The organism is Lysinibacillus sp. CNPSo 3705 (assembly GCF_028674935.1).
Lineage (GTDB): Bacteria > Bacillota > Bacilli > Bacillales_A > Planococcaceae > Lysinibacillus.
Window position 1 is genome coordinate 46,167 of record NZ_JAQZSD010000058.1, and the last position, 26,453, is coordinate 72,619.

Here is a 26,453-nt window from a genome sequence, read left to right on the forward strand (position 1 = left end):
CTATTATATCTCATTTAAGTCTGTCATAGTTTGTCGATCAATGCAATGGAGATACTTGTTATCTATGCTATAATGAGGGGATTACATTTAAGAGAGATAGATTAGCAAAATAGATATATTATAGAAGCGAGATGAATCGTCGTTAGAGGAAGTTTTAAGCGAATTAAAGCAAATCAATCAATGTCCTGATTCAATGAGATTAGAATTTGAGATAAACAAACGCCACTTCAAATTAAACTTTGAAGTGGCGTTTTGAGTACTCTTCTCTATTAATAAAGAAGAAAGTAATATTAAAAGAACGTAACTTTCCATCACCAAATCTTCTCCACCCATTCAGGATGGTCTATAAACGGATTTCGATTGCCTTGGATATCATAAATTCTTTCATTTCTTTGTTTTTCATATTCATCTACAGGATCTTGCTTGTGCCATTGTAAAAGAACAGAGAGTTTACCATGATAAGGGGCTGTTCCATTATTGACTTTATCGTTTAATTCCAGATCAACCTTATCTCCAGGCTCATAACGAGTTGCCATGTATAATAATATACGTGCTACATCCCCTTTTACGCGATTAGGTGGTTCGAATGAATCTGAATCTTTAAAGCAGCCATTACAACCAGTGACTGGGCTGCCTCCATTGTCAAAGTCTAAATTTCCTCTTGCACTATTCACTTGTACATCGGTTGCACGTAAATGATGGATATCTGTTCCGGGTCCTTTGCTTGTCCCAAAGTTTCCGTGTGATTTTGCCCACGTATGCTCTCGGTTCCAGTTTCCTACATTGCCGCCACTGTTTGTTTTTGGACTAGATTTCCCAGAGTAAAATAAAATGACATTATTCGGATTATTAGGATCTTCATCTGTATACTTTAAAGCATCCCAAACATCATCATAAGAAAGTACCTTTTGTTCAGAAATGATATCATGAAGAGCCTTTTTTAGTGCTTGACCTTCCTTGTTATATGCGCCTGCATAATAATCATTAGCCATTACTGTCACGCTGAAGCTTGTCGTGACACTTTTCTTGCCATCAGATGCAGTAACGCCAACAATATGACTACCCTCATCTAAATTAAGTGTTAATAATTTTCCACTTATAGTGCCCTTTGTAGCCGTAAATGAAAGTTTATCACCATCAGGATCGGAAAAATGATCTGTTAAATCAATTTGAATTTCCTCTCCAACAGCTATAGTTTTGTTTGAAATCGGATTTTTAATGATTGGTTGCTTGTTTTCTGAAGGCAAAGAAGGATCCACAATGGGATCCCCCTTCGAATTTGTAAATTTAATTTGTTCAGGAGCAGCGCCCTTTTTATAGATGATCGATTGTAGATCTATATTTTCAGCGCCTCTTATTTCACTGACTTTTGGACCTTCAATTGTGAGTGTTTTCACGCTATTGCCTTTAAGGTCGATAATCATTCCTGCTTTAGCTGGACTAAGGATAACATCAGTCGTCTTAAAGCCTTCTCCATGTAGCTCCGCATAGGCGCCTTTCAGGAAAACACCTTTTGGGATAACAGATTGAGCATCTAAATGCACTGCCACACTAGGTTTATTTATTGTCAATTTGTTTGTTTTGAAGTTCTTATAGTCATATACTATTTCAGGCAGAATCGGTTCAACAGTTGAACCTTTCTTAACATCCATTTGCACCATTACAGGATCATGGTCACTTGCACGACCAGCCATGTCCGTGAAGTCAGCGTTAATATGAAGGATATCGACATCTGTTTTTTCTGCCAAATTGTTTGACACTAAAATATGGTCTAATACTTGTGAGTTCCCCTGATAAACATATGTGTAACGATCCGAAGCATCCACTTTATTAATCATATTTGTCATCAATTGACCTTCATGGATTTTAAGCGCATCAGCGAATTGATAATCATTAAAATCACCTAAAGAAACAATATTTGCATCTGGATTTTTTGATTTAACGTCCTCAACAAAATTATAAACAATGTTGGCGATTTTTTTACGTTGCCCTTCGCTTCCATACTGTGGTGGCTGAATCGCACCAAATAAAGGAGTATCTCCATTTTTAGAATTCCAATGATTTGCGATAACAATTACATCTTCACCTTGAAATTCAAATTGTGCTGCTAAAGGTTTGCGGCTACTATGAAACGCTTCATTTGCCGGATCAATTCGACCAGGGTTCAATGTTAATTTCCCATCTTTATAGCCAACAGCTGTTGTAGCATCTCCTGCTGGCATACCTTCTTTCAGCTTAACTCGCTTTGGATTATAAAGGAAGCCAACTCGAATATTAGCGTCCGGTGCTCCACCGTCCTGATTGTTAATTGGATCGATATTCACATACTGATACTCGACACCACCAACACCTTTAATAGCGTCAATTAATCTTTTATAACTTTGATCCGCTTTGGAATCACCCGGAGATGACCCATTATTATCCTGCACCTCTGTTACGCCGACAATATCAGGGCTACCCATATCAATACCAATTGCTCTTGCTAATTTTCTCGCTTTATCATCAGTTGTCGAAGTTTTGTTATTAGAGAAGTTCTCCAAATTATACGAGGCAATTGTTACCTTATCTTCTGCCTTTATTATTTTTGTAGTCTCTGGTGCTGTATTTCCTTTTTCATAAGCTGCCTTCATCTCATCTAACGAAGCATAGATTTTAAAGTTTTGATAGGAATAGCCAACGATACCCGTAATTGGTCCTTTAAATTTATCACCTGTTGCCACTTCAAAATTGCGTGCAGCGCCATTCGGTTCTAGTCGGAATTGAATTCTGTTCGGATTTGCATTTTCTTTCTCATACAATACCCCACCGTGAATTGTGTCCGTCGATTCATCCTCAAGTACTGTTACTAAATCTCCATGCTCCTGAGGTGCTACCGCCTTCACGTTTCTAACTTCTACTCTCATCCCTTCAATACTTTCCCAAAAATCAATAGCATCAATTGTTGGATTAAAAATTTGGAGTTGATCACTGTCGATTTGACTAAATGACATTTTTAGCTTATCGATTTCAATTGCTTTTGGTAAAGCTACACTACTTTTAATGACTTCTACTTTCCCATCTTGATCGTCACGCACATTAATTTGAGTTGTTTTTAAATCCGTTTGCTGCCTATCATCATAGCCATCGTAAGCATATTCGCTTACTTTACCTTTAACAGATACTAAATCCCCTACCTTTATTGGCCACGGTTTCTTTCCACTGTACAGAAAAATTCCTTCAGAAGTATTCGGATCATGATCAGCCAATTCATCTGGCGTTTGAATCGTATAATACCAATTATTATTTAACGTAAATGAATAAGTTACGACTCCTTCAATTCCTTCAACTGTTTTACCATCAAAGGTTGAAGCATGCCCTGCACCTTGAATATCATGAATTTGTAGTTGATCAGCAATGCGATAATCAAATGTAGTAATTTCGCTATATGTGCCATCTTTCGCTTTAACTATTGCTTTTAAAGTCGTATTTTTGCTAATTTCAATTGGTGTCTCATATTTAAGACTTTTATCAGTCGGCACCGTGCCATCTAATGTGTAATAAATTTCTGCATCGGCTGTCGATGTTGTTAAAGTAACAGTTGTTTTCCCAACAAACGTCCCACTTCCAGGAGATGCGCTTGCAGACTTTAACGCCGAACTGTCCACTACAATATCTGCTTTTGATCGAGGAATGACTTGATAGTCGTTATCAAACTGTTGAACAATACCAGTGATAGATTCATAGTTTGTACCGACAGCTAAGCCAAGCGAATTTGTTTCATCTCGTACGAGGAAGTTCGTTCCGTCATTAGCAGTAAAGTTTGCCCATCCAGCCCCTTGTTGAACATCTGTGAGCGTAACATTTTTCACTGTTACTAACTGTGATTCACTATCTTCATTCACATAAGCACCTGTTACTACCTTTGGAGAAGGTACACCGGCATTTTCAACCTTTTTAACGATTGTCGCACCATCTAATTGTAGTAGCCCACGATAGTCAGCTAACTTACCTTTTAGTGTAACTTCATCACCGATAGACATAGCTAAACTTGTAGGTCTTACGGCAATACCACCTGTTTCGTCTTGAACGGAGAACGTATTTTTCAAGCCTGCCGCAACTCTACCTTTAATAGTTACCGTTTCACCTACTCCTTTATTCCGAGCTTCCCCAATTGAAAGAATTGTCGGTACTTCAGGGTCAACAGGCTGACCTGAATCAATATCCATAACATGCTGCCCTAAATTAGAAAAATCATCTACCGGATATGAAGTCCATTCTAAAGCTGCATTAAATGGATCCTCAATATTCGTATCACCCGATAAGACTGAACTTTTTCTTACTAAAGTTACATCTTTAGCGTAATCCGCTGAAGAACCGACTTGTCCAATAGAATCGACTATTTCACCAGCTTTCCTTAAAACGACTGGATCATTTCCATTGAAATTAATAACAGTTGAGTTTTCTAGATTTCCTTTTGCTTTAATGTTAGGCGCTGCATCTTTATGATATAAAACATAAGTAGCTCCGCTTTCTAGAGTACCCGTCAGACTCACTTTATTTTTCGCGGTAACTTCCCCGTTCGTATGAAGCTCTAACGTATAATTGCTTAAATCAACCGCTGCACCTGTACCATTATATATTTCAATGGCTTTATTGAAGGAGCTTCCTTCTATATACTCTGAAATGATTAAATCCTTTGCTAATGTTTCAGCTTGTACAGTGAGGGATGCTACTGGTGCGGCAACACTCGCGACTAGAGTTGTTGCTAAAAAGGCGTTTATCGGCTTCTTCCAGTTCTTTTTTGACATCTGATTAATGCTCCTTTCAATTTTAAGAATGATAGGTCTTTTAAATTGCAAAAAATAAGATTATTTTCATACGCAGGGTTGTCAGCATATTAAATAAGCGTAAAACATATTTTCCACTACATATATATGTAAACATATTATTGTTAATACCTTATTAATTTTTTATCTATTTATTGTTATTAATGGTCTATGTAAATAACTATTATTTTTATATTAAAATTTATTAACCCCTTACAAAGATACAAAATATTAAGAGAGGGAGATTTAAAAAATGACTTTTTTTAATAGAAGACAGGTAAAATCAATAGAGGAAGTTTTAAGCGAGTGGTTTAAACAAATTAGTCAAACTTTCAATTCAATCTGAAATTGGTCTTGAATCAATAGAAAGTCGGCTTGAAATAGTAGAAATTGAACAGTAACAAATCAAACAAAATCAATTAAAAGGTAAAACAATCGACTTATTGAACTACTGTCAGCCCGCTCGCCCAACATTCCAGCATAAGGCCGAGTTGAAATAGATAGAGTAAAAAACAAAACGCCCTCTTTTAATAAGGGCGTTTATTAATTGATTTATTAAACTGCTGATCTATAAAAATGCAGCTTGGAGTTGCTTTAATTTTTCTTTAGCTTCCTCCATTGTCTCTCCAACCACTCCAAAATAGAATTTACATTTCGGTTCTGTACCTGATGGTCGAATGGCTACCCAAGATGTATCCTCTAGTACGTATTTCAAGACATTTTCCTTTGGCAATTCAATAGGCTCAGTAGAACCATCTGCTAAAGTTGAAAGTCCCGTGAAATAATCTTCAAATCGTTTTACTTCTAAGTTCGCTATTGACTTAGGCACGTTTCGTCGAAGATTATTTAATAGCGCCTTCATTTCATCTTGGCCATTCTTCCCTTCAAACACCTGTGAAACTAAGGTCTCTTGGTAATAACCATACTGATGATACAAATCGTACAAACCTTCTAATAAAGTCTGTCCATTCTTTGCATAGAAAGCAGCCATCTCCGCTACCTTTAAGGCAATTTGTACAGCATCCTTATCGCGGACAAAAGTTTGAATTAAGTAGCCATAGCTTTCTTCATAGCCGAATAAATACGAAAAAGCCCCAGTTTTTTCATACTCAGCAATTTTTTCAGCTATGTATTTGAAACCCGTTAACGTATTGACCGTAGTTACACCAAATTGCGTTGCAATCATCGCACCTAACTCTGAAGTTACAATAGTTTTCAACATTACTCCGTTATCCGGTAAAGTATCATTTAACTGTTTTGTTGACAATAAATAATGCAACAATAGAGCACCAAGCTGATTACCCGTCAAAAGTTCGTAGCCTTCACCATTCTTCACAGCCACACCTAAACGGTCCGCATCAGGATCTGTTGCTAATAAAAGATCTGCGCCAACTTTCTTCCCTAGTTCCATTGCTAATGCAAAAGCAGCAGGTTCCTCTGGATTTGGGTATGAAACCGTTGGAAAAGCTCCATCCTGTACAGCTTGTTCATTTACAATATGTATGTGTTGAAAGCCAAAAGCTTGTAGTCCTTCACTAACTGGCACTAACCCAGCACCATGTAATGGCGTATAAACAAGCTTCATATCTAGAGCAATATCATCATTGTCCTTTAATGTTAAAAGATTCTCTAAATATGCGGCATCCATAACACTTCCAAGCCAAGTCAAAATCTCTTTCTGCTCCAATTGCTCAAGTTCAGATACCTCAATAGAAAATATATCCTCGATATTTTCCATATGTTCTACGATGTCATTCGCAAATTGAGGTGTTAGTTGTGCACCGTCCTCGCCATACACCTTAAAACCATTATACTGTTTAGGATTATGGCTAGCCGTTATGACAACACCCGCATAAGCATGTAACTCACGTACCGTAAACGATAACTGCGGTGTTGGTCGTGCTTCCTTATAAACATATGAACGAATACCATGTGCCCCTAATACACGTGCAGTCTCACATGCAAATTCATAAGAGAAATGACGTGTATCATAAGCAATAACAACTCCACGTTCTTTAGCGGCTTCGCCATTCGATTCGATATAACGAGCAAGCCCTTCCGCGACACGACGAATGGTATAAACGTTCATACGATTTGTCCCAGCACCTAAAACACCACGCATTCCACCAGTGCCAAAGGATACATATTGATAAAAGCGATCTTCTATTAAACTACTATTCTCAGCAATAGATGCAAGCTCCTCTGCTAAATAATTTGGTAGATTCATCTCTATCCACTGATTATAGAATTCACGAACATTAACCATTACTTTGACACCTTCTCTTCTTTCAACAACTCTAGCATTTTACGTTTATACGCTTCAACTCCAGGCTGATCAAATGGATTAACTTCTAGCAAGCACGCACTCATCGCACAAGCCTTCATAAAGAAATAAATTAAATAACCTAAATGATACGCATCAAGCTTCGGTAATTCAAGCTGAATAACAGGTACCCTTCCCTCTGCATGCGCAAGTGCTGTCCCCTGTTTGGAAATAGCATTAATCTCATTAAAGGTGCGAGTCGATAAATAATTTAATCCATCTTCATTTCGTGCATCAAAAGGTACAGCTAAATCTCCCTCAATTTCATGGAAGTGTAACAATGTCTCAAACATTACACGACTTCCCTCTTGAATAAACTGCCCAATCGCATGTAAATCCGTTGAGAAATTTACCGTTGAAGGATAGAGCCCCTTATGCTCCTTCCCTTCACTTTCACCAAATAACTGCTTCCACCATTCATGAAACTTATTCAAACCTGGCTCAAAGGAAGCAAGTAACTCAATCGTAAACCCTTTCTCATAAAGCATATGTCGCATAACTGCATATTTATATGCATCGTTATGTTCTAAATCTGATTCTGCTAACTCAGTAGCTGCATATCGTGCACCCTCCATTAAAGCACGAATATTAACTCCAGCTACTGCTACCGGTAGTAAGCCTACAGGCGTTAATACGGAATAACGCCCACCAATATCATTAGGAATCACAAATTGGCGATAACCAGCATGATCTGCAATCTCCTTCAAAATCCCTTTTTCAGCATCTGTCGTCACAATAATGCGCTCGATTGCCTTATCACCATAACGCTCTTCCATATATAAACGCATAACCCGAAATGCCAACGCAGGCTCCATCGTACCACCTGACTTTGAAATCACATTGACATACACTTGCTTTGTATCTAAATACTCGAGTAGTTCTTTAATATATGCACCGCTCATATTAAGACCAACATAAACGACCTCGATGCCACATTTAGCTAGACCAAAATAAGGCATTAACGCTTCTTGAATTGCTCTGGCTCCTAAAAACGATCCACCCACCCCGACAACGACAAGTACATCCGCACAAGCACGTACCTCACTCGCTACTCGTTCAATAGAAGTAATCAGTGCTTCTTGATCTTGTAACGGAGAATTCATCCACCCTGTTAATGGATATTGTGGTAAAGCGTCATGAATCCTCTTTACGCGATCTTTATACCGTAATATATCACTATCGTCTAGTGAACAATTCAGCAATGTTGTTTTAACAATTTCTGTTAGCACTATAGAATCCTCACTTCTTTAGGTAAAATTTGATATGTATATTATGCCATATTACAAAAAGAAAACCAACTCGAGCCTTGTCGAGTTGGTAATTTATTATCATTATTTCTTATGCCAATTCCATGCGCTTTTTACAATATCCGTGATACCAAATTGAGCCTTCCATCCTAATTCACAATAAATTTTATCAGCATTGGCAATTAACTTAGCAGGATCACCTGCTCTTCGTTCCACATATTGGACAATAGCTTTTTTTCCTACAATACGCTCACATGTTTCAATAACTTCTTTTACAGAGTAGCCATTCCCATTGCCTAAATTATAAGTTGCCGTTTCGATAGCACCGTTTAACAAACCTTCAAGAGCCAGTAAATGTGCTTTCGCTAAATCTGTTACATGGATATAGTCACGAATACAAGTACCGTCAGGTGTATCATAGTCAGTACCAAATACTGAAATGGATTCTCTTTGCCCTAAAAAATGCTGAAGAATAATTGGAATTAAATGTGTTTCTGGAGAATGACTTTCACCAATTTCAGCTGTTTCATACGCACCAGCAGCGTTAAAGTATCGTAATACTACATATTTCATTTGGTAGCTTGATGCAAAATCTGCAAGCATTTGTTCGACTATTAATTTAGATCGACCATAAGGATTAATAGGATTAGTAGGCGTTTCTTCATCAATTAAATCAACAGTTGGCATCCCGTACGTTGCAGCTGTAGAAGAAAAGATAAACTTATCAACATTGTTTTCCTTCATTACTTTTAATAAATTCAAAGTAGCAGTTACATTATTTTCATAGTACTTCATAGGATCAATTACAGACTCACCTACTAAGCTAAATGCTGCAAAGTGTAAAACTACTTCAATATTGTATGTATCAAAAATTTGTTGAACTGTAGAAGAATCACCTAAATCACCTTGTACAAAAGTAGCTCTTGCATCTACAGCCCATTGATGACCAGTGCTTAGATTATCGAGCACTACTACTTCATGAGTCTTTACTAATTCTTTAACAAAATGACTACCAATATAACCAGCACCACCAACAACTAAAATCATAAAGTTTCACCACTTAACTGTTTTGCTTTTTTTAAAATGAATTCTTTTACACCTTCACTTAAATCTTCACGTTCTAAGGCAAAATCAATGGTAGTTTCGATAAAGCCCAATTGCTCACCTACATCATAGCGGCGTCCTTCAAACTCATACGCAAATACCCGTTGAATACCATTTAAAGATTCAATAGCATCCGTTAACTGTATCTCGCCACCCTTGCCTTTTTTCTTCTCGTCTAAGAAACGGAAAATTTCAGGTGTTAACACATAGCGTCCAATAATTGCATAATTCGATGGTGCATCCTTTAATGTAGGCTTTTCAACAAATTGTGTAACCTGCATTAATCGTTTGTTCCTGTTTACTGGATCAATAACTCCATAACGATGTACATCTTCATCTGGCACTTCTAGCACACCAATGACACTTGACAATGTTTTTTCATATTGATTCATTAACTGTTTTAAACAAGGCTCTTCGCTTTTCACAATATCATCACCAAGCAATACAGCAAACGGCTCATCACCAATAAATTTACGCGCACACCAAATAGCATGTCCTAATCCAAGGGGCTCTTTCTGACGAATATAATGAATTTCAACATTTGCAGATTCTTGCACCTTTTCAAGCATGTCTAGCTTCCCTTTTTCAATTAAGTTCGTCTCAAGTTCTACTGCATTATCAAAGTGGTCCTCGATTGCACGTTTACCTTTACCAGTCACAATAATAATATCTTCAATTCCAGAATTGACAGCTTCTTCCACGATGTATTGAATCGTCGGTTTGTCTACTATTGGAAGCATTTCTTTCGGCATAGCTTTTGTAACTGGTAGAAAACGTGTTCCAAGCCCTGCCGCTGGAATAATGGCTTTGCGGATTTTTCTCATAAGGCATCACTTCCTAAAAAATTAACGAAATTTATTTTCCCGTTTCGTTCATCAAATAAAATCTCAATTGTTAAATTCACACTAAAGCTTTTTTCTAACTCAAACTAGAAGTACCAAGGTCTTTTACTGAACAATATACTCCCATCTCCAAAGATACTTCAGTTAATATGCATTTTTATTTACAAAGCCATTTACGATAGTCTTCATAATAATTTTAATATCAAATAACAATGTCCAATTTTCAATATACTGAATATCATGCTCTATTCGTTCTTCAATTGAAGTATCTCCTCGTAATCCGCTTACTTGGGCCCATCCAGTAATACCTGGTCTCACATGATGTTTTATCATATATTTGGGAATTTCCTCTTTAAATTGATCGACAAAATATGGTCTTTCAGGTCTAGGTCCTACAATACTCATATCGCCTTTCAAAACATTAAAAAATTGGGGAAACTCATCAAGACTGGTTTTTCTTAGGAAAGTACCAAATTTAGTCCTTCTTGGGTCATTTTCAACAGTCCATTGCGTATTAGAGGCCTCGACAGACATATGCTTCATAGATCTAAATTTATACATATAAAACGTTCTACGATTAAGCCCTACACGCTCTTGTTTGAAAAAAATAGGACCTGGAGAAGTTAATTTCACGCCAATTGCGATCACTAATAGTATAGGTGATGTAATAATTATTGCACAAAGCGCAAAAACAATATCAAATATACGCTTCAGTACTCTATTTACATATTCATCTAAAGGTATATCTCTAACATTAATGACTGGTAAATCACCAAAACTTTCAAAATGCGGGGTAGCAGGTAGTATATCGTAAAAATCTGGAACAATAGATACACGAACACCTGCTTTCTCACACATTTCAATAATTTGATGATATTTTGAAAAAGCAGTTAAGGGTAACGCAATTACTACTTCGTCAATTATTGTTTTTTCTAGTGTTGTCGATAAATCCTCTATTTTCCCTAATATTTTCTGCTCTCTATTAATTTGTTTAAAATCATCTAAAAAACCAATTGCTCTAAGCCCGTATTCAGGATGATTATCCAAGTTCTCTAAATACCTTTTTCCGATAGAGCCCGCTCCTAAAATTAAAACAAACTGTTGATTATAGCCTTTTTTTCTCATTGCTCTTAAAAATTGCTTAACAAAAAAACGATATGTAACAATAATCATAAATCCTACAAATAAATATATAGCTAAGAACATCCGAGATATATCAATCGTTTTAACAATAAATAAAACACTTAATAAAACAAACATACTATAAATTTGCACTTGAACTATTTTAGAAACTTCATTTGCAAACCTCATTTTCCTTTTCGGAACATATAAACCAATCAAAAAACCAATAGCCAAAAATGCAACCGAGTAAACAATGTTCCAAATGAAGTAATCTGCTAATGGCAAATATGACCCTTGTTGCTCTTTATTAATCACAAAGCGAAAATACCATGCAACAACAAATGATACTTGAATAAAAAGAAAATCTGTTGTCATGTATAGTTGTGTAATAAAGCGCTCTTTCCCTCTTATCACTTTAATCACCTTTTTTAGTTTATTTAAATTAACGACCTCTTTTTAGAAGGTTACTTAATGTGGCGAATGTTAATTTTAATGTAATTCCTGTATAAACTGCACCATTAACTAAAAAGTTATATTTCTTTTTAAAATGTTTTTTATGGAATAAATACATTGCTCTATGAAACTCATAAACAATTTTAAATGGTTTCCTTCTGCTACTTGCCCCTTTATAATGAACAATTGAAACAGTAGGATTATAAACAATTCGCCAGTCTGCCTCTTTTATTCTATAACACCAGTCTATATCTTCTCCATACATAAAAAATTCTTCATCTAATAAACCAACTTGCTCAAATGCTTCCCTTCTAACCATCATGAAAGCCCCAACTAAGCAATCAATGTCATGTATCTCATGCATATTCATATAGCTTTTATGATAGCTATTATATTTAGGACTAGTAGGATTTTTTTGAGCTAGACCTATCATATAATAGAAGGATGCTTCTGGAGTAGGGAACCCCCTATGACAGGCCTTATCTAACGTTCCATCTGGTAAATTGACTTCACAGCCAACAGCACCAACATTTGTTTCTTCATCCATAAAGCTGATTATTTCCCCTAATGTATTTTCGTTAACTACAGTGTCGGAATTCAACAACAATACATATCGACCGCTACATTCTTTTATCGCTTGATTATTCGCTTTTGAAAAGCCCACATTTTCTTTATTTGATATAACATGCACATGATCAAATTTACTTTTGATTTCTTCTACCGAGCCATCTGACGAAGCATTATCTACTACGAAAATATCATATTGAAAATTCATTTTTGAGTTTAAAACAGATTGAATACAATCAATTGTTAGCTTTTTTGTATTATAATTAACGATTACTACACTTAAATCCATTTTATTCTTTTACCATATTCCTTTAAAATATTGATAAATTTTTTTGAAGGAGCCTTTCTATTTGATTGGATAAACTCTTTTTTGATTTTTAAAGCTTTGTATTCTTTTAAAAAAAGTTTATATGCACTAAAAAGCTTTGGAGGAACATATACTATGATTGTAAAACCACTGAATTAAACAAGCTTTTATATAATTCGCACTATTATATGTAACTATTTAAACAGCTATACTAGCCAAATTCCCCCTCTATTCCATTTATAATACATTTTAATTATAGCTTTATAAACAAAAATAACAATCTAAAGGAGATTGTTATTTTTGTTTATATATTCATATAACGCTGCTTTCCAATGCCTTCTAGGAGTAAAACCATTAATTTTTAATGCTAAATCTCCTAATACAGAATAAGCAGGGCGTTTAGCAGGTCTTGGGAATTGTTCTGAAGTTAAAGGATTAACAATAACATTTTTATTAGCAATATTAAAAATTGCTTTTGCAAATTCATACCAAGAACATGTCCCATTATTCGTACAATGATAGATTCCGTACTTCTCAGTTTGTACCAATTCAATTAAAAACTCAGCCAAATCAACTGTGTAGGTAGGAGAACCAATTTGGTCATGAACAACACCAATTTCTGTTTTCTCTTCAGCTAATTTCAACATTGTTTTAACGAAATTCGGACCAAATTCACCATAAACCCATGCCGTTCTCACAATAAAATATTTAGTGCTTAAAGTTTGTGTTAAAAACTCACCTGCGTATTTAGATTGACCATATACGCCTAACGGTTCCACATTCATATATTCGTTATAAGGCGAATCTGCTTGACCATTAAAAACATAGTCTGTACTAATATAACAAATTTTCGCCCCGATTTTTTCCGCTGCCACAGCTAAATTGCGCTGCCCCGTTGCATTTACTTGAAAAGCAAGCTCTCGGTTTGTTTCTGCCCCATCTACATTTGTATAGGCAGCGGCATTAATAATAATATCTGGTTGAACATTATTACATATTGTAGTCACTTGTTCTATATTGCTGATATCTAATTCTTGCTTAGTAAATGCATATAGGTCATGTTGACTATTAGATAATTGCTTAACAAGCTCTTGACCAAGTTGTCCATTAGCACCTGTTACCATAATCTTCATTACAATTTACCACCATATTGCTCTGTATAATAGTTTTGATAATCACCTGAAATGATATTTTCCCACCAGTCCTGATTATCCAAATACCATTGCACTGTTTCTTTTAAACCTGTTTCAAATGAATACTTCGGCTCCCAACCTAACTCTTGTTGAAGTTTCGTTGGATCAATTGCATAGCGGCGATCATGACCTAAACGATCTTCTACATATTGAATTAATGATTCTGGTTTATCAAGCTGCTTTAAAATTTCTTTCACAACTTCTAGGTTAGTTTTTTCATTATGCCCACCTACATTATAAACCTCACCGATTACACCTTTATGAAGAACTAAATCGATCGCGCTACAATGGTCTGTTACATGTAGCCAGTCACGAACATTCTTACCATCTCCATATACCGGAAGTTTTTTACCATTTAATGCATTAATAATCATTAATGGAATCAATTTTTCTGGGAAATGAAATGGTCCGTAGTTGTTTGAGCAACGTGTTATATTTACAGGTAGACCAAATGTTTCATGGTATGCTAGTACTAAAAAGTCTGCTCCAGCTTTACTTGCACTATAAGGACTATTTGGTGATAGCGGAGTTTGTTCCGTAAAATAACCGTCTTCTCCTAAAGATCCATAAACCTCATCAGTAGACACTTGTATGTACTTATTGATGTTGTATTTTTTTGCTGCATCTAATAATACTTGAGTGCCTTGAATATTTGTTTGCACAAAAATACCAGGGTTCGTAATACTACGATCTACATGCGACTCTGCTGCGAAGTTGATAACCGCATCAACTCCGTCACCTACTAGTTTATCCATTGTTTCTGCATCTGTAATATCCGCCTTGACGAATTGATAATTAGGCTTTCCTTCACATTGCTTTAGATTTTCTAAATTTCCTGCATATGTTAGAGCATCCACGTTAACAATAGAATATTGAGGGTATTTATCAACCATGTAATTAACAAAGTTACTTCCGATAAATCCGGCTCCACCTGTTACTAAAATTTTCATCCTTATCATTCCTTACCTTTATAAATAAACTGGCTTTCTAAATCCTTTAAATTTGGATGTTTCGTATCCTTGTCAGATAAAATTGGATTAGTTGTTGGCCAGTCGATATTTAAATTTGGATCATCCCATGCAATGCCGCGATCATGTGTTGGAGAATAATAATTGTCTACTTTATATTGGAACTCCGTATTATCGACTAACGTACAATAACCATGTGCAAAACCCCGCGGTACTAATAATTGTCTTTTGTTTTCCTCACTTAAAATGAATCCTTCCCACTGACCATAAGTAGGAGAACCTTGGCGAATATCTACAATTACATCGTAAACTGCACCTTTTGTTACTCTGACTAGCTTCGTTTGAGCAAATGGTTCTAGCTGATAATGTAACCCTCTTAGTACACCACTTTCTTTTGATAATGCGTGATTATCTTGTACGAAATTAAAAGAAAAACCTTGTTCTTCCAATAATTTAGCATTATAAGTTTCCATAAAAAAACCACGATGATCCCCAAATACTTTTGGTTCCAAAATATAGGCATCTTTTAGTTTTGTTTGAATAAAATTCACTTTATAGGACCCCTTATAACTTTTTATTTGCGAGTGAAATTAAATACTGACCATAGCCATTTTTCTTTAATGGCTCTGCAAGCTCCAATAGTTGTTCTTTAGAAATATAGCCTTTACGGTAAGCAATTTCCTCTAAACATGCCACTTTTAAACTTTGACGTCTTTCAATTGTTTCAATAAATGTCGAAGCTTCTAATAGTGATTCATGTGTCCCAGTATCCAACCATGCAAAGCCTCTGCCTAATAACTCTACATGTAGATTTCCAGACTCTAAATAAGCTTTGTTCACATCCGTAATTTCTAGCTCTCCACGAGCAGATGGTTGGATAGACTTTGCAATTTCTACTACATGATTATCATAGAAATATAATCCAGTTACGGCATAACTAGACTTAGGTAACTCAGGTTTTTCTTCGATGGAAATTGCTTTTCCTTCATCATCAAACTCAACAACACCAAAACGTTCTGGGTCCTTTACATTATATCCGAAAACAGTAGCTCCTCTTTCTCTTGTAGCAGCTCGTTCTAGCATTGTTGTGAATTTATGTCCATAGAATATATTATCTCCTAATATTAAAGCTACGGAATCAGAGCCTATAAACTCCTCACCTATAATAAAGGCCTGTGCTAAACCATCAGGTGAAGCTTGTATAGCATAAGATAAATTTATTCCTAAATCATGGCCATTTCCTAATAATTGTTCAAAGCGAGGTGTATCCTCAGGTGTAGAAATAATTAATATATCTTTAATACCCGCTAACATTAATACTGAAAGTGGATAATAAATCATAGGTTTGTCATAAATCGGTAATAATTGTTTGGATACTGAGCGAGTTAATGGATATAAGCGTGTGCCGCTACCTCCCGCTAAAATAATGCCTTTCAAATTGAACACCTCTATTTTTGTCTAAGTAAAAAGAGCGAATTGCTTCAATCACCTTTTTTATAATTGTTTTTTCCATATTATAGTATAGTGGTAAACGTAATAACGCTTCGCTTTCCTTAGTAGTATTAATATCCTCACCATGGAAAATACTATAACTTTGTCCTGCTTTTGAACTATGTAAGGGTATATAATGAAATACAGCGCCAATTCCTCTATCTTTTAAATACTTAATTAGTTCTGTTCTTTCTACTAAATCCCTTACTTTTATATAAAACATGTGTGCATTATGACTACAATTATTAGGAACAACAGGTAAAGTAATATCTCCATTTTCAAAAAGATCTTGTAAATGTTCATAATAATATTGCCAACTAGCTAATCTATTTTGATTAATTTGCTCTGCATTTTCCAATTGCCCATAAAGATACGCCGCATTTAATTCACTTGGTAAATATGAAGATCCTATATCCACCCAACCGTATTTATCAACTTGTCCTCTAAAAAATTTAGAACGATCTGTTCCCTTTTCTCGTATGATTTCAGCACGTTCAACAAGACGATCGTCATTAATTAGCAAAGCCCCACCTTCACCGCAGTTGTAATTTTTCGTTTCATGAAAACTATAACAGCCTAAGTGACCAATTGTGCCTAGTGCTTTACCTTTATAGTAACTATTCACTCCTTGAGCCGCGTCTTCAACCACCATTAAATTATACTTTTTAGCAATTTGCATAATCGTATCCATTTCACAAGAAACCCCTGCATAGTGTACAGGTACAATAGCTTTTGTTCGAGTTGTAATCGCTTCTTCAATTTTTTTTTCATCAATATTCATTGTATCTGGACGTATATCTACAAAAACAATTTTTGCACCTCTTAACACAAAAGCATTTGCAGTAGAGACAAATGTATAGGAAGGCATGATAATTTCATCACCTTCATTAATATCTAATAAAATGGCAGCCATTTCTAAAGCATGTGTACATGATGTAGTAAGCAATGCTTTTTTACATTTATAATTCTCTTCAAACCATTTACTACACTTCGCAGTAAATTCTCCATCTCCGGATAATTTATTATTTTCAATAGCTTGTTTAATATAATATAACTCTCTTCCTGTAAAGGCAGGTACATTAAATGAAATCACCTTTTATCCCCCTAAATTGACTTACTAGTTACAATTACTCCAGCAATTATTAATAAAAGCCCTGCTACCTTCCCTACTGATACGGCTTCTCCAAAAACAAAAATAGAAATAATGAAAACTAACACAAATGATAAACTCGTAAATGGATAAGCATAGCTTAATTCAAATTTAGTCATCGCAGCCATCCAAAATAAAGAAGCGACAAATGCTGAACCAAATCCAGAAAGAATAAATGGGTCTAATAAAAGTTTTATCAAGAAGAAAAATTTATCAACTAAATTTGATGGTAATTCTTGATAGAGTTGCATTCTCCATTTTAAAATGATTTGACCATACACAGTAAATGCAATGGTTCCAAAAATATAAAAATATCCACCCATTTATACTTCTCTCCATCCCCAAATATAATAAGGAGCGTCGGGTCCTTTGTGGAAAATTAAATCCAAAATACTAACACCATGTTCAAAAGGAGGATGAAACTGTTCGTACTCAGGGTAATTTGAATAATCTTTATATATTAGTTCTATTCCATGTTCAGCATATAACTGATCATCATTATAATTTTTAGCTGCTGGGCCTGATATGTACCTTTTTCCATTGACTGAGTTGATTAAACTTATTACTTTCTCTTGCTTCTTACCTATTTGATCTAATTCCGAACTATTCATAAATATTGTTTTTATACCTAGTATCTCTTCAGCAATAGTTCTAATAATATATTGATTCATCACAGATAAATTTGTCCATTCCTTGTTCAAGTAAATATCTTCAAATAATCCTCTATATGTCTCAAAATATATTGCATCTTTATAATTTATTTCGATTTTATTCCAATGTTCTTTTTGCCATTTATCCCCATTTAATTCCACTTCATTTATTAACCTATTTAAATTTGACCCAACAGGAATAGTTAACCAACTAGTTCCATTCGAAGTTTTTATTTTATTTCGATTTCTCCAATCATTTTTAGTATATTGAACATCATCTAAAAAAATAAAAATATCGGAGTCATTTATAATATCAAAGTATCCTTTCCAGGGAATATAATTTGATTGTATAATCGCAATTTTGCTCATACTTAGTTGCCCACCTTATTCTTGTTATAATACAAACTTCCAGCTTTTACAAACGTGCTAGTTGGAACTACCAAATTGTTAACTATCACTGCCCCAGCTCCAATAAAACAGTTCTCTTCTACTTTTACAAAACCACACACTGTACTAGAAGGAGATAAAAAACAATTGTTTGCAATCTCACTATCATGATTCACAATTGCTCCCGGCCAAATTACTACTAGATTATTTATTATGGCATTCATCTCTATTACGGCACCTGCCATAATTATATTCCCTTCTCCAATAATACTTTTTGAATCAATTATCGCTTTAGGATGAATTAAATTTACAGTTTCATAATGATATTTTGTTAGTTTCTGTTGAACTTCCCATCTTGCTTTAAGATTTTTATAGCCTATTCCATTAACAATTTTATATTCTTTATAAGAATATTGATCTAGTACATCATCAAATGTACCTAGCACAAATTCACCAGTAGGTTCAAGATCATCAATAAAACCAACAAATCTATGTCCACAAATTTCAACTAAGTTTTTTACGATATGAGCAAATTCTTTCGATCCATACACGATAATATTTTCCAATTAAGTAGCTCCTTTGATATATTTATTAATTGTTCTTTTTTATCATCTGTCCCACCAAATAAAGCGGCTTTTTTGAAGTTTTAAAATTAATACGGTATATATATTCACCAATTACCCCTAAAACTATTAATTGTATACCACCTATAAATAAAATCGCTGCCATAGTGGATGCATATCCACTCACTGTTACCGTACCAGTAACTTTCTGTATTAAGATTAAAAATAGCCATAATAATCCTAAAATAGAAGTAAACAATCCCATCCAAGAAGATAATTTTAAAGGGACTTCAGAAAAGGAAATAGAAATATTTATAGTATGTCTTAGAAGTTTTGAAAAAGTATAGTTACTTGAACCACTACCTCTTTCTGCATGTAATACTTTTACTGTAGAATAATTGTTAGTTATCCACGAAAGATATCCATCTATGAAAGGATATGGCGAGTCAAATTGTTGTAATTCCTTAGCTATACTGCTTTTTATAATTCTAAAAGAAGTATAATCATAATTTAAACTTGGAATTGCAAGGTTAAATAATTTCCTTGCACAATATGATGTAATATTTCTCCATCTCGAGTGCGATCTTTGTTCAAATACTCCATATACTAAATCATAACCTTTAATTGCTTCGTTATATAATGCAATTATGTCATTGGGATTCTGTTCTAAATCATCATCAATTGTAACAATCCATTTTCCTTTTGCTTGCGCTATTCCACAAATTGTTGCAGCATGTTGCCCAAAGTTTTTACTTAATTTTACAGCAGTTATTCGTTGATCTCGGGTAGCAATTTGTTGAATTACATCCCAAGAATTATCTCCACCACAGTCTTCTACAAAAATAATTTCAAAACACTCTCCTATTTTTTCTAGCGCTGAAACTAGCTGATTATTAAGAGCAGTGAGATGTAAATGTGAGCGAAATACTGGAATGATTACTGAAATTTCTATATCGTCCATTTTTTACTCCGTTTTCAATATTTATTTATCGTACTTCAAGATTATTTATAATAATACTTAATTCTCGAACATCATTAGAATTACCATTTTTTTTTGGTACAAAAGACTTATCTGTTTTAATTTCGATTTCCATTGTTTCATTCTTATTTAATTTTTGTTTAATTTGAAACTCACCTGATTTAAGGATATCCGACCTCATAATTTCACCATCTACAACTAGTAATAAAGTTACTTCATCATAATTGTCAGGAACAATACCTTCTATAATTAATTCGCCAATATCACCACTTCGAATACTCGCAGAGGCACTTTTGGCAATCCATCTATAATTCCCTTCGTCAGAATACCAACCGTTATTAAGAACCGATCGCCCCCATATATTATTTTCCAAATTCATTTGTCTTAAATCTAATAAATAATAATTTTGAGCTTCTATTTTAACAATGGCTTCATCATTCTCTAATTGTGAAATAACTTTTTTTACATTTTCAAAACCTTTAATTTCTTCCCTTGGTAAAATTAAAAAATCAATTTTTGCCCACTCCAAATATTTGTAAAAATCTAGTTCTGAAGATATGATACTTTCATTTCCAAGGTGATTAGAGACGATTCCTGGAATATTCTCAAATCTTGTTGAGAGGTGATTTAACACTTGTTCATCTCCAAAGCCAATAGATCTAGTTTTATTAGGTATTTTTCGTATATACTGTTCTATTTCATTAAGACCATTAGTTTCAAATAATAAGTCGTTACTCTCCTGTTGGTAAATATTTAAATTCGTTGTAAATTCCTGAGTTCCCCACTGCCATGATGAATGTGAAATAAATGTTATCAGTAATTGAGTTGGTAAAAATATAATTATTCCTATGTTAATCCACTTTTGTAATGTAGAATTCTTAACAGAACCTCTCAAAACTGTATATAAAGCGATAAATGTAAGTATAATAGGAATTAAAAAATAATTGCCATCTCCACCATTTATCATAAATGTAGCAAAGAAAATACCAACCAGTATTACTGGAGCGAAAAAGAATACTTGCAACTTGGAAATGAAATTAATTTTAAAATTCTTTGTAAGTATAAATAATAATATTATTAAAATTAAAAAAAAGGTCGTATTCCCAGTCCATAACATAATAATATGTTCATAATCTTTAGGATCAAACAACAGTTTATACCATCTATCAATTATCCCCGACAAAGAAAATGTAACATCTAAACCTGTTACATTATGTTCAGAGGTAACTGGATATTTCGCCTCGAAACCCAATTTATTCCACAGCCCTAAACCAGAAGGATAAATTGGATATCCTGTAAGTTTAAATGTTCTATAACAAATTATAAAAAAAATAAACAATGATGTTACTAGAATCCAATATAGTGATTTGATTTTATATAAATTACTAAATAAAAAATACTGTTTCTTATATTTTTTTATGTATATAATCATTGAAATCAAGAAACCTAATCCAATAAAGGGAACATATAAAAAACTTGTCGATTTTCCTCCTAAAGATAAAACAAGAGAAGATATTCCAAAAATCAATTCTTCGCTTTTATTCTGATTAATAAAGTTCAATAAATAGTATATTCCCAACAAGATAAAGAAAATAGAAAAAATATCAGGCTTAGCTGTAGTAGAAATATTAGCAAAAGCCGGTATAGTTCCCAATATAATTGTTCCAATAATAGAATAAAAAGAATTGTTTAAAATTTCGTTTAATATTCCAAAAATAATAATCAAACTAAGAATAAAAAAAATAATGTTAATACAATATATGAAACTATAGTCCCCTAAATCACTTAATGGTAAAGTGAAATATTCAAATAGTTTAGGATAGAAGTGGACAAATTGAACAAGACCTAGATTATCAAAAAAAGAGTTCTCCCCCACTAATACGTATTCGGGTCTTAGCCCATACCAAATAGAATCATAATCTATTGCTCTATTTGATTTACTTAATAAAGCCAAAATAAGAACAACTAAACAGGAGATTAGATCTTTTTCATTCTTAGTAAACCTATCTAACTTTTCAATCAAAAAGAACGAAAAAGGCTTATTTATACCTTTATGTATACTAATTATAAATAATATCAACGTTACTAATCTAATATTACTTATTGAACCATAGCCTATTAATGATAAAAACAAATTAATTGCTGCCCAAACTACAAAACCAACTAAAAAACTTTTTAAATAAAAGCTTATATTATTATTATTTATGTGCTTATAGAATTTTCTATTAATACAACTCCCGATTGAAAAAAATACTTCAAAATAAAGAATAGTTAATACTGTTGGTACAAAAAGATTTGAATTTATTAAGTAAAGCATCGTAATTAAAGCAACAATAACAAAACTATATTTAGTTTTAAAATATCTATTAACTAATACATAACAAAATAATAAAATTAAAAGTAATATACCACCTTCGATGGTTTCAGGTTGTTTTAAATGCCAACTATATACATCGATTAATATGTTATCAAAAACAATTATCTGGAATAATAAAGCACATAATATAAATAACAAGATACGTGGGAACTGTAGTATTTGTTTTGATTTCAATTCCTAATCCTCCGATACATTACTATAAAAATATTTAAAAAATAGCCCTTCCAGATTGTGATTTTCGATAAGTATATTTAGCTTAACACCAGCAACCTCACCAGCTAGAATATCAGTTACTTTATCACCAATCAAAATAGATTCCATTAGATTAATATCATACTTCTCTTTAGCCTTTAGTATCATTCCTGGATTTGGTTTTCTATCTACTGAATCCCTTAGGTACTTTCCTATCCCATGGGTAGGATGGAAAGGGCAATAGAACACTTCGGTAATGACTATCTCATTTTTCAAAAATTGATTTATCATCCAATTATTTAATATGTGAAAATCCTCCTCTGTATAATATCCCCTACCTATTCCTGCTTGATTAGTAATAATAATAATTAAATAACCTTTATCCTGAAAGGATTTAACAAATTCGAAGATACCGTTTACGAATTCAAAATCCTCGATTCTATAAACATAGTTCTTTTCAATGTTTATTACACCATCTCTATCTAAGAATAATGCTTTTTTCATCAAAGAGCTCCTTTACTTCTGTTTGAGCTTTTTCATAATCTTCTGGAATGCCAATATCAATGAAATATGCTGATGCTTTATATCCGCTTATACTTAGTTCATTTATCTTTGTCTCTAATATTTCTTTTTCAAATGAAAATGTCTTTGATAGATTGTAACGATTGAATAATTTCTTATTAATTAGATAAACACCACCGTTAATAAAGCCTGAATCTTTATACATTTTTTCGTCAAACCCAGTAATCTTATTATTTTCAAAAATAACTGAGCCATATCGATCAAAATTAATTAAATGCTTAAGTGCTATTGTAATATCAGATTTTTCTGTATGGTGGAATTCAATAAATTCATTCAAATTTATATTAAATAAAGTATCTCCATTTAAGATTAAAACATTGTCTGAATCGATTATTTCTAGTGCTTTTTTTATCGCTCCACCTGTACCTAGTGGCTCATTTTCTACAGAATACTTAATATTCAAGGTATTATAGGTTGTAGAGAAATAATTCTCTATCACTTCATGCTTATACCCCGTACACAATACAACATTATTGATTTCATACTTCCCTAGGTATGTTAAAAGATAGCTTAAAAAGGGTTTATTCGCGACTGGCGCCATTGGTTTCGGGACATCGCTTACTACAGATTGTAGCCTTGTCCCAAAACCTCCAGCTAAGATTATTGCATCCATATTAATTCTCCTTAGAAGCAGCAGCCAATAACGTATTAAATCCTTGACCAAATATTGCTTCTTCTATAATTGAACAAATAATATGACCAATTAAAATATGAGCTTCTTGGATTCTTGGTGTCTCAATTGAAGGAACCTTTATACAGTAATCACAAAGTTCATCCATTTTTCCACCATGTGCACCGGTCAATCCAACTGTAATAATATTTTTATCTTTGCATTCTTCAAGTGCTTTAATAACGTTTGCTGAATTACCTGACGTTGAAATGCCGATAAACATATCCCCTGCAATGCCATTTGCTTGAATTTGTCTAGAAAATAATCTCTCATATCCATAATCATTGCCAATAGCCGTCAAAATAGAACTATCTGTTGTTAATGCTAAAGATGGTAAGCCTGGGCGGTCAAAGTAAAATCTGCTAACTAATTCACCAGCTATATGCTGTGCATCAGCTGCACTCCCGCCATTGCCCGCAAGCATGATTTTATTGCCTTTTTCATAAAGTTCAATAGCTTTTACAGAAACTTCTTCTATTAAGTTCATAAGTTCTTTATTATTTAGAATTGATTGTTTTACTTCAATAGACTGTTCAATTTGCTTTAGCATAAATTCATTAATTGACTTATTCATTGATTAAACTCTCCATCCTTGTGTACCTTTATTAACAAAATGTACTGTTTTTACTTCGCCATTTTCATTTTCTAATGCCTTTATTACTTCAAGCTTTTTAATTGGGTCCACTATAAATATCATGAAGCCTCCTCCACCAGCGCCTGAAACCTTACCACCTATAGCACCAGCATTCATAGCTTTCGTATAAATATTATTAATCATCTCATTAGAAATAGAGGATGCCATTTTCTTTTTTTCTTCCCAAGAATGTCCTAATAATTGACCAAATTTAGTAATTTCCCCTTTAAGTAACGCTTCCTTCATGTTCACAGCATCCCTTTTTAGTTGATGCATAGCTTCCAATGAATTTTTATTTCTATTAGTTGCATTATTGGACTGTTCATCAATGATTTTAGCCGACTCTCTTGAAACACCTGTAAAATATAATAATAAAGAACTTTCCAATTCATTAATGATCCAATTCTTGATTCGCAATGGGTTCACAATAACTCGATCATTCCCATAAAACTCCATGAAATTAAACCCACCAAATGTAGCTGCATATTGATCTTGCTTCCCACCATTTAAACCGATGTCTTTTCTTTCGATTTCAAAGGCTAAATGAGCTATGTCATATTCACCTAATGGTAGATTCAACCACTCAGTAAATGCCTTTAAAATAGCCACTACCATAGTAGAAGAGGAACCCAATCCCGAACCAGCTGGAGCATCTGAATATGTAGTAAGCCTAAAAGATAAAGGCTTTTTTACGAATTGCTTTATAACGCGATTATAAACACCTTTGTGTAAATCTAACATGCCATTTAATTCTATATGCCCTGTAGATTTACATGTATATGTTTCTTCTCGGTCAACAGCATAAAATGAAATAGTATTATCTTCAGTTACTTCAATCGAACAATATGCATACATATCAATAGTAGCGTTTAATACGTAGCCTCCGTATAATTCACTATACGGAGAAACATCTGTACCTCCACCCGCAAGCCCTAGTCTTAAAGGTGCTTTCGCTCTATAAATAGTCATCTTATTAAAAAACTCCTTAATCACTAATATCTGCTGATATTATTTTTTGTACAGCTTTTGATGTGAAATTCTCATTTATATATTTAAGTGAAGCAATAGATTGCGAGTTTAATGAATCTACATCATCATACAAATCTAATACCTTCCTAGAAAAGTCCTTCTCTGATTCAGCAATTGCTAATATATTCTCGCTTCCTACAATTCCTTCTGCTCCAACTAATGTAGTAACTATTGGCATTTGATAATACATTGCCTCCACTACTTTCCCTTTTACACCAGCCCCATATCTAAGTGGTACCACTACAATTCGGCATTGATTATATAGTTCAATCAATTCCTCGTCAGAAACAAAACCTGTCACAATAATATTCTCTGAGGCCAAAGATTTGATTTCATTTGGAGGATTAGAACCTACTATGTAGAATTTCATATTTGGCTTTTCTTTTAAAATTTTGGGTAATATAGAAGAAGTGAACCATAAAACTGCATCAATATTTGGTTTATGACCAAATCCACCTACAAATAATAGTCCTTCTGTATTTTGAAATTGTTTCTGATTATGCATTTCTTTTTCTTCAAAAATATAAGCAGGAATAGCTTTAGCATTAATATTTGGATAGTACTTTCGTATTTCTTGTACTTCTACATCTGATGGATAATAGATAACATCTGATTTTTCATATAACTCGAACTCAGTCTTCTTCCATTCTTCAGCAGATTTTTTCAAGTTCTCGATGCCCGTTAACTCGTATTCTCTAAACTCTCGTAAAAAATGCAAGTCATGTCCATAATATATAATTTTTGAATTAGTATAATTCTTTAGTACGTCCACATATTTTATAGATATATGTGGTCTATTCATATAAACATAATCAATC

At 33.7% G+C, this 26,453-nt stretch carries 22 protein-coding genes; all 22 read right to left on the reverse strand.

Going from position 1 to position 26,453, the window contains the following annotated elements:
- Positions 1-311: 311 nt before the first annotated feature.
- On the reverse strand, positions 312-4,787 hold the full coding sequence (locus PVA17_RS19545; RefSeq protein WP_274068659.1) for an endonuclease: 4,476 nt from the start codon (positions 4,785-4,787) through the stop codon (positions 312-314).
- A gap of 586 nt (positions 4,788-5,373) precedes the next feature.
- Positions 5,374-7,071, reverse strand: coding sequence for a phospho-sugar mutase (locus tag PVA17_RS19550; protein ID WP_274068660.1), 1,698 nt, complete (start codon positions 7,069-7,071; stop codon positions 5,374-5,376).
- Positions 7,071-8,357: a glucose-6-phosphate isomerase gene (locus PVA17_RS19555; protein ID WP_274068661.1), complete on the reverse strand. Its 1,287-nt coding sequence runs from the start codon at positions 8,355-8,357 to the stop codon at positions 7,071-7,073. The genes PVA17_RS19550 and PVA17_RS19555 overlap by 1 nt, the downstream gene beginning before the upstream one ends.
- Positions 8,358-8,459: 102 nt before the next feature.
- The gene (gene galE / locus PVA17_RS19560; RefSeq protein WP_274068662.1) at positions 8,460-9,422 is read right to left on the reverse strand and encodes a UDP-glucose 4-epimerase GalE; all 963 of its coding nucleotides are present in this window, start codon (positions 9,420-9,422) and stop codon (positions 8,460-8,462) included.
- Entirely contained in the window at positions 9,419-10,303 is an 885-nt protein-coding gene (gene galU, locus PVA17_RS19565; RefSeq protein WP_274068663.1) for a UTP--glucose-1-phosphate uridylyltransferase GalU, read from the reverse strand. The genes galE and galU overlap by 4 nt, the downstream gene beginning before the upstream one ends.
- A gap of 162 nt (positions 10,304-10,465) precedes the next feature.
- Positions 10,466-11,857 (reverse strand): undecaprenyl-phosphate glucose phosphotransferase, encoded by a 1,392-nt coding sequence (locus tag PVA17_RS19570; protein ID WP_274068664.1) that lies wholly within the window; start codon positions 11,855-11,857, stop codon positions 10,466-10,468.
- A 28-nt stretch (positions 11,858-11,885) separates the two neighbouring features.
- Complete coding sequence (locus PVA17_RS19575) at positions 11,886-12,752, reverse strand: glycosyltransferase family 2 protein (RefSeq protein ID WP_274068665.1); 867 nt, start codon at positions 12,750-12,752, stop codon at positions 11,886-11,888.
- Positions 12,753-13,051: 299 nt separating this feature from the next.
- Positions 13,052-13,903, reverse strand: a complete 852-nt coding sequence (rfbD, locus tag PVA17_RS19580; protein WP_274068666.1) for a dTDP-4-dehydrorhamnose reductase — start codon at positions 13,901-13,903, stop codon at positions 13,052-13,054.
- Positions 13,903-14,913, reverse strand: coding sequence for a dTDP-glucose 4,6-dehydratase (gene rfbB / locus PVA17_RS19585; protein WP_274068667.1), 1,011 nt, complete (start codon positions 14,911-14,913; stop codon positions 13,903-13,905). Before rfbB ends, rfbD begins: the two co-directional genes overlap by 1 nt.
- A gap of 5 nt (positions 14,914-14,918) precedes the next feature.
- Positions 14,919-15,482, reverse strand: coding sequence for a dTDP-4-dehydrorhamnose 3,5-epimerase (gene rfbC, locus PVA17_RS19590; RefSeq protein WP_274068668.1), 564 nt, complete (start codon positions 15,480-15,482; stop codon positions 14,919-14,921).
- A gap of 13 nt (positions 15,483-15,495) precedes the next feature.
- Positions 15,496-16,368, reverse strand: coding sequence for a glucose-1-phosphate thymidylyltransferase RfbA (rfbA, locus tag PVA17_RS19595; protein WP_274068669.1), 873 nt, complete (start codon positions 16,366-16,368; stop codon positions 15,496-15,498).
- Entirely contained in the window at positions 16,340-17,515 is a 1,176-nt protein-coding gene (rffA, locus tag PVA17_RS19600) for a dTDP-4-amino-4,6-dideoxygalactose transaminase (RefSeq protein ID WP_274068670.1), read from the reverse strand. Before rffA ends, rfbA begins: the two co-directional genes overlap by 29 nt.
- 11 nt (positions 17,516-17,526) lie before the next feature.
- On the reverse strand, positions 17,527-17,895 hold the full coding sequence (locus PVA17_RS19605; protein WP_274068671.1) for a DMT family transporter: 369 nt from the start codon (positions 17,893-17,895) through the stop codon (positions 17,527-17,529).
- On the reverse strand, positions 17,896-18,591 hold the full coding sequence (locus PVA17_RS19610) for a WbqC family protein (protein ID WP_274068672.1): 696 nt from the start codon (positions 18,589-18,591) through the stop codon (positions 17,896-17,898).
- Between the two features lie 2 nt (positions 18,592-18,593).
- Positions 18,594-19,175: a PglD-related sugar-binding protein gene (locus PVA17_RS19615; RefSeq protein WP_274068673.1), complete on the reverse strand. Its 582-nt coding sequence runs from the start codon at positions 19,173-19,175 to the stop codon at positions 18,594-18,596.
- Between the two features lie 25 nt (positions 19,176-19,200).
- Positions 19,201-20,133, reverse strand: a complete 933-nt coding sequence (locus PVA17_RS19620) for a glycosyltransferase family 2 protein (RefSeq protein WP_274068674.1) — start codon at positions 20,131-20,133, stop codon at positions 19,201-19,203.
- A gap of 25 nt (positions 20,134-20,158) precedes the next feature.
- A complete protein-coding gene (locus PVA17_RS19625) occupies positions 20,159-22,702 on the reverse strand; it encodes a glycosyltransferase family 39 protein (RefSeq protein ID WP_274068675.1) in 2,544 nt (847 codons plus the stop codon).
- Between the two features lie 3 nt (positions 22,703-22,705).
- On the reverse strand, positions 22,706-23,224 hold the full coding sequence (locus tag PVA17_RS19630; RefSeq protein WP_274068676.1) for a D-glycero-alpha-D-manno-heptose-1,7-bisphosphate 7-phosphatase: 519 nt from the start codon (positions 23,222-23,224) through the stop codon (positions 22,706-22,708).
- The gene (locus PVA17_RS19635; RefSeq protein WP_274068677.1) at positions 23,199-23,915 is read right to left on the reverse strand and encodes a nucleotidyltransferase family protein; all 717 of its coding nucleotides are present in this window, start codon (positions 23,913-23,915) and stop codon (positions 23,199-23,201) included. The genes PVA17_RS19630 and PVA17_RS19635 overlap by 26 nt, the downstream gene beginning before the upstream one ends.
- Before the next feature lies 1 nt (position 23,916).
- Positions 23,917-24,546, reverse strand: a complete 630-nt coding sequence (locus PVA17_RS19640) for a D-sedoheptulose 7-phosphate isomerase (protein WP_274068678.1) — start codon at positions 24,544-24,546, stop codon at positions 23,917-23,919.
- 3 nt (positions 24,547-24,549) lie between these two features.
- Positions 24,550-25,575 carry a GHMP family kinase ATP-binding protein gene (locus PVA17_RS19645; protein ID WP_274068679.1) on the reverse strand — a complete coding sequence of 342 codons (1,026 nt, stop codon included), beginning with the start codon at positions 25,573-25,575 and terminating at the stop codon, positions 24,550-24,552.
- 16 nt (positions 25,576-25,591) lie between these two features.
- On the reverse strand, positions 25,592-26,453 hold an 862-nt coding region (locus PVA17_RS19650; RefSeq protein ID WP_274068680.1), incomplete at its 5' end, for a glycosyltransferase.

Coding starts and splice junctions, on each gene's coding strand:
- PVA17_RS19630 (WP_274068676.1), bottom strand. CDS start 23,224: ATGAAAAAAGCATTATTCTTAGATAGAGATGGTGTAATAAACATTGAA.
- rfbB (WP_274068667.1), bottom strand. CDS start 14,913: ATGAAAATTTTAGTAACAGGTGGAGCCGGATTTATCGGAAGTAACTTT.
- PVA17_RS19550 (WP_274068660.1), bottom strand. CDS start 7,071: ATGGTTAATGTTCGTGAATTCTATAATCAGTGGATAGAGATGAATCTA.
- PVA17_RS19605 (WP_274068671.1), bottom strand. CDS start 17,895: ATGGGTGGATATTTTTATATTTTTGGAACCATTGCATTTACTGTGTAT.
- PVA17_RS19575 (WP_274068665.1), bottom strand. CDS start 12,752: ATGGATTTAAGTGTAGTAATCGTTAATTATAATACAAAAAAGCTAACA.
- PVA17_RS19640 (WP_274068678.1), bottom strand. CDS start 24,546: ATGAATAAGTCAATTAATGAATTTATGCTAAAGCAAATTGAACAGTCT.
- PVA17_RS19610 (WP_274068672.1), bottom strand. CDS start 18,591: ATGAGCAAAATTGCGATTATACAATCAAATTATATTCCCTGGAAAGGA.
- PVA17_RS19635 (WP_274068677.1), bottom strand. CDS start 23,915: ATGGATGCAATAATCTTAGCTGGAGGTTTTGGGACAAGGCTACAATCT.
- galE (WP_274068662.1), bottom strand. CDS start 9,422: ATGATTTTAGTTGTTGGTGGTGCTGGTTATATTGGTAGTCATTTTGTT.
- galU (WP_274068663.1), bottom strand. CDS start 10,303: ATGAGAAAAATCCGCAAAGCCATTATTCCAGCGGCAGGGCTTGGAACA.
- PVA17_RS19620 (WP_274068674.1), bottom strand. CDS start 20,133: ATGGACGATATAGAAATTTCAGTAATCATTCCAGTATTTCGCTCACAT.
- PVA17_RS19645 (WP_274068679.1), bottom strand. CDS start 25,575: ATGACTATTTATAGAGCGAAAGCACCTTTAAGACTAGGGCTTGCGGGT.
- PVA17_RS19545 (WP_274068659.1), bottom strand. CDS start 4,787: ATGTCAAAAAAGAACTGGAAGAAGCCGATAAACGCCTTTTTAGCAACA.
- rfbD (WP_274068666.1), bottom strand. CDS start 13,903: ATGAAGATTATGGTAACAGGTGCTAATGGACAACTTGGTCAAGAGCTT.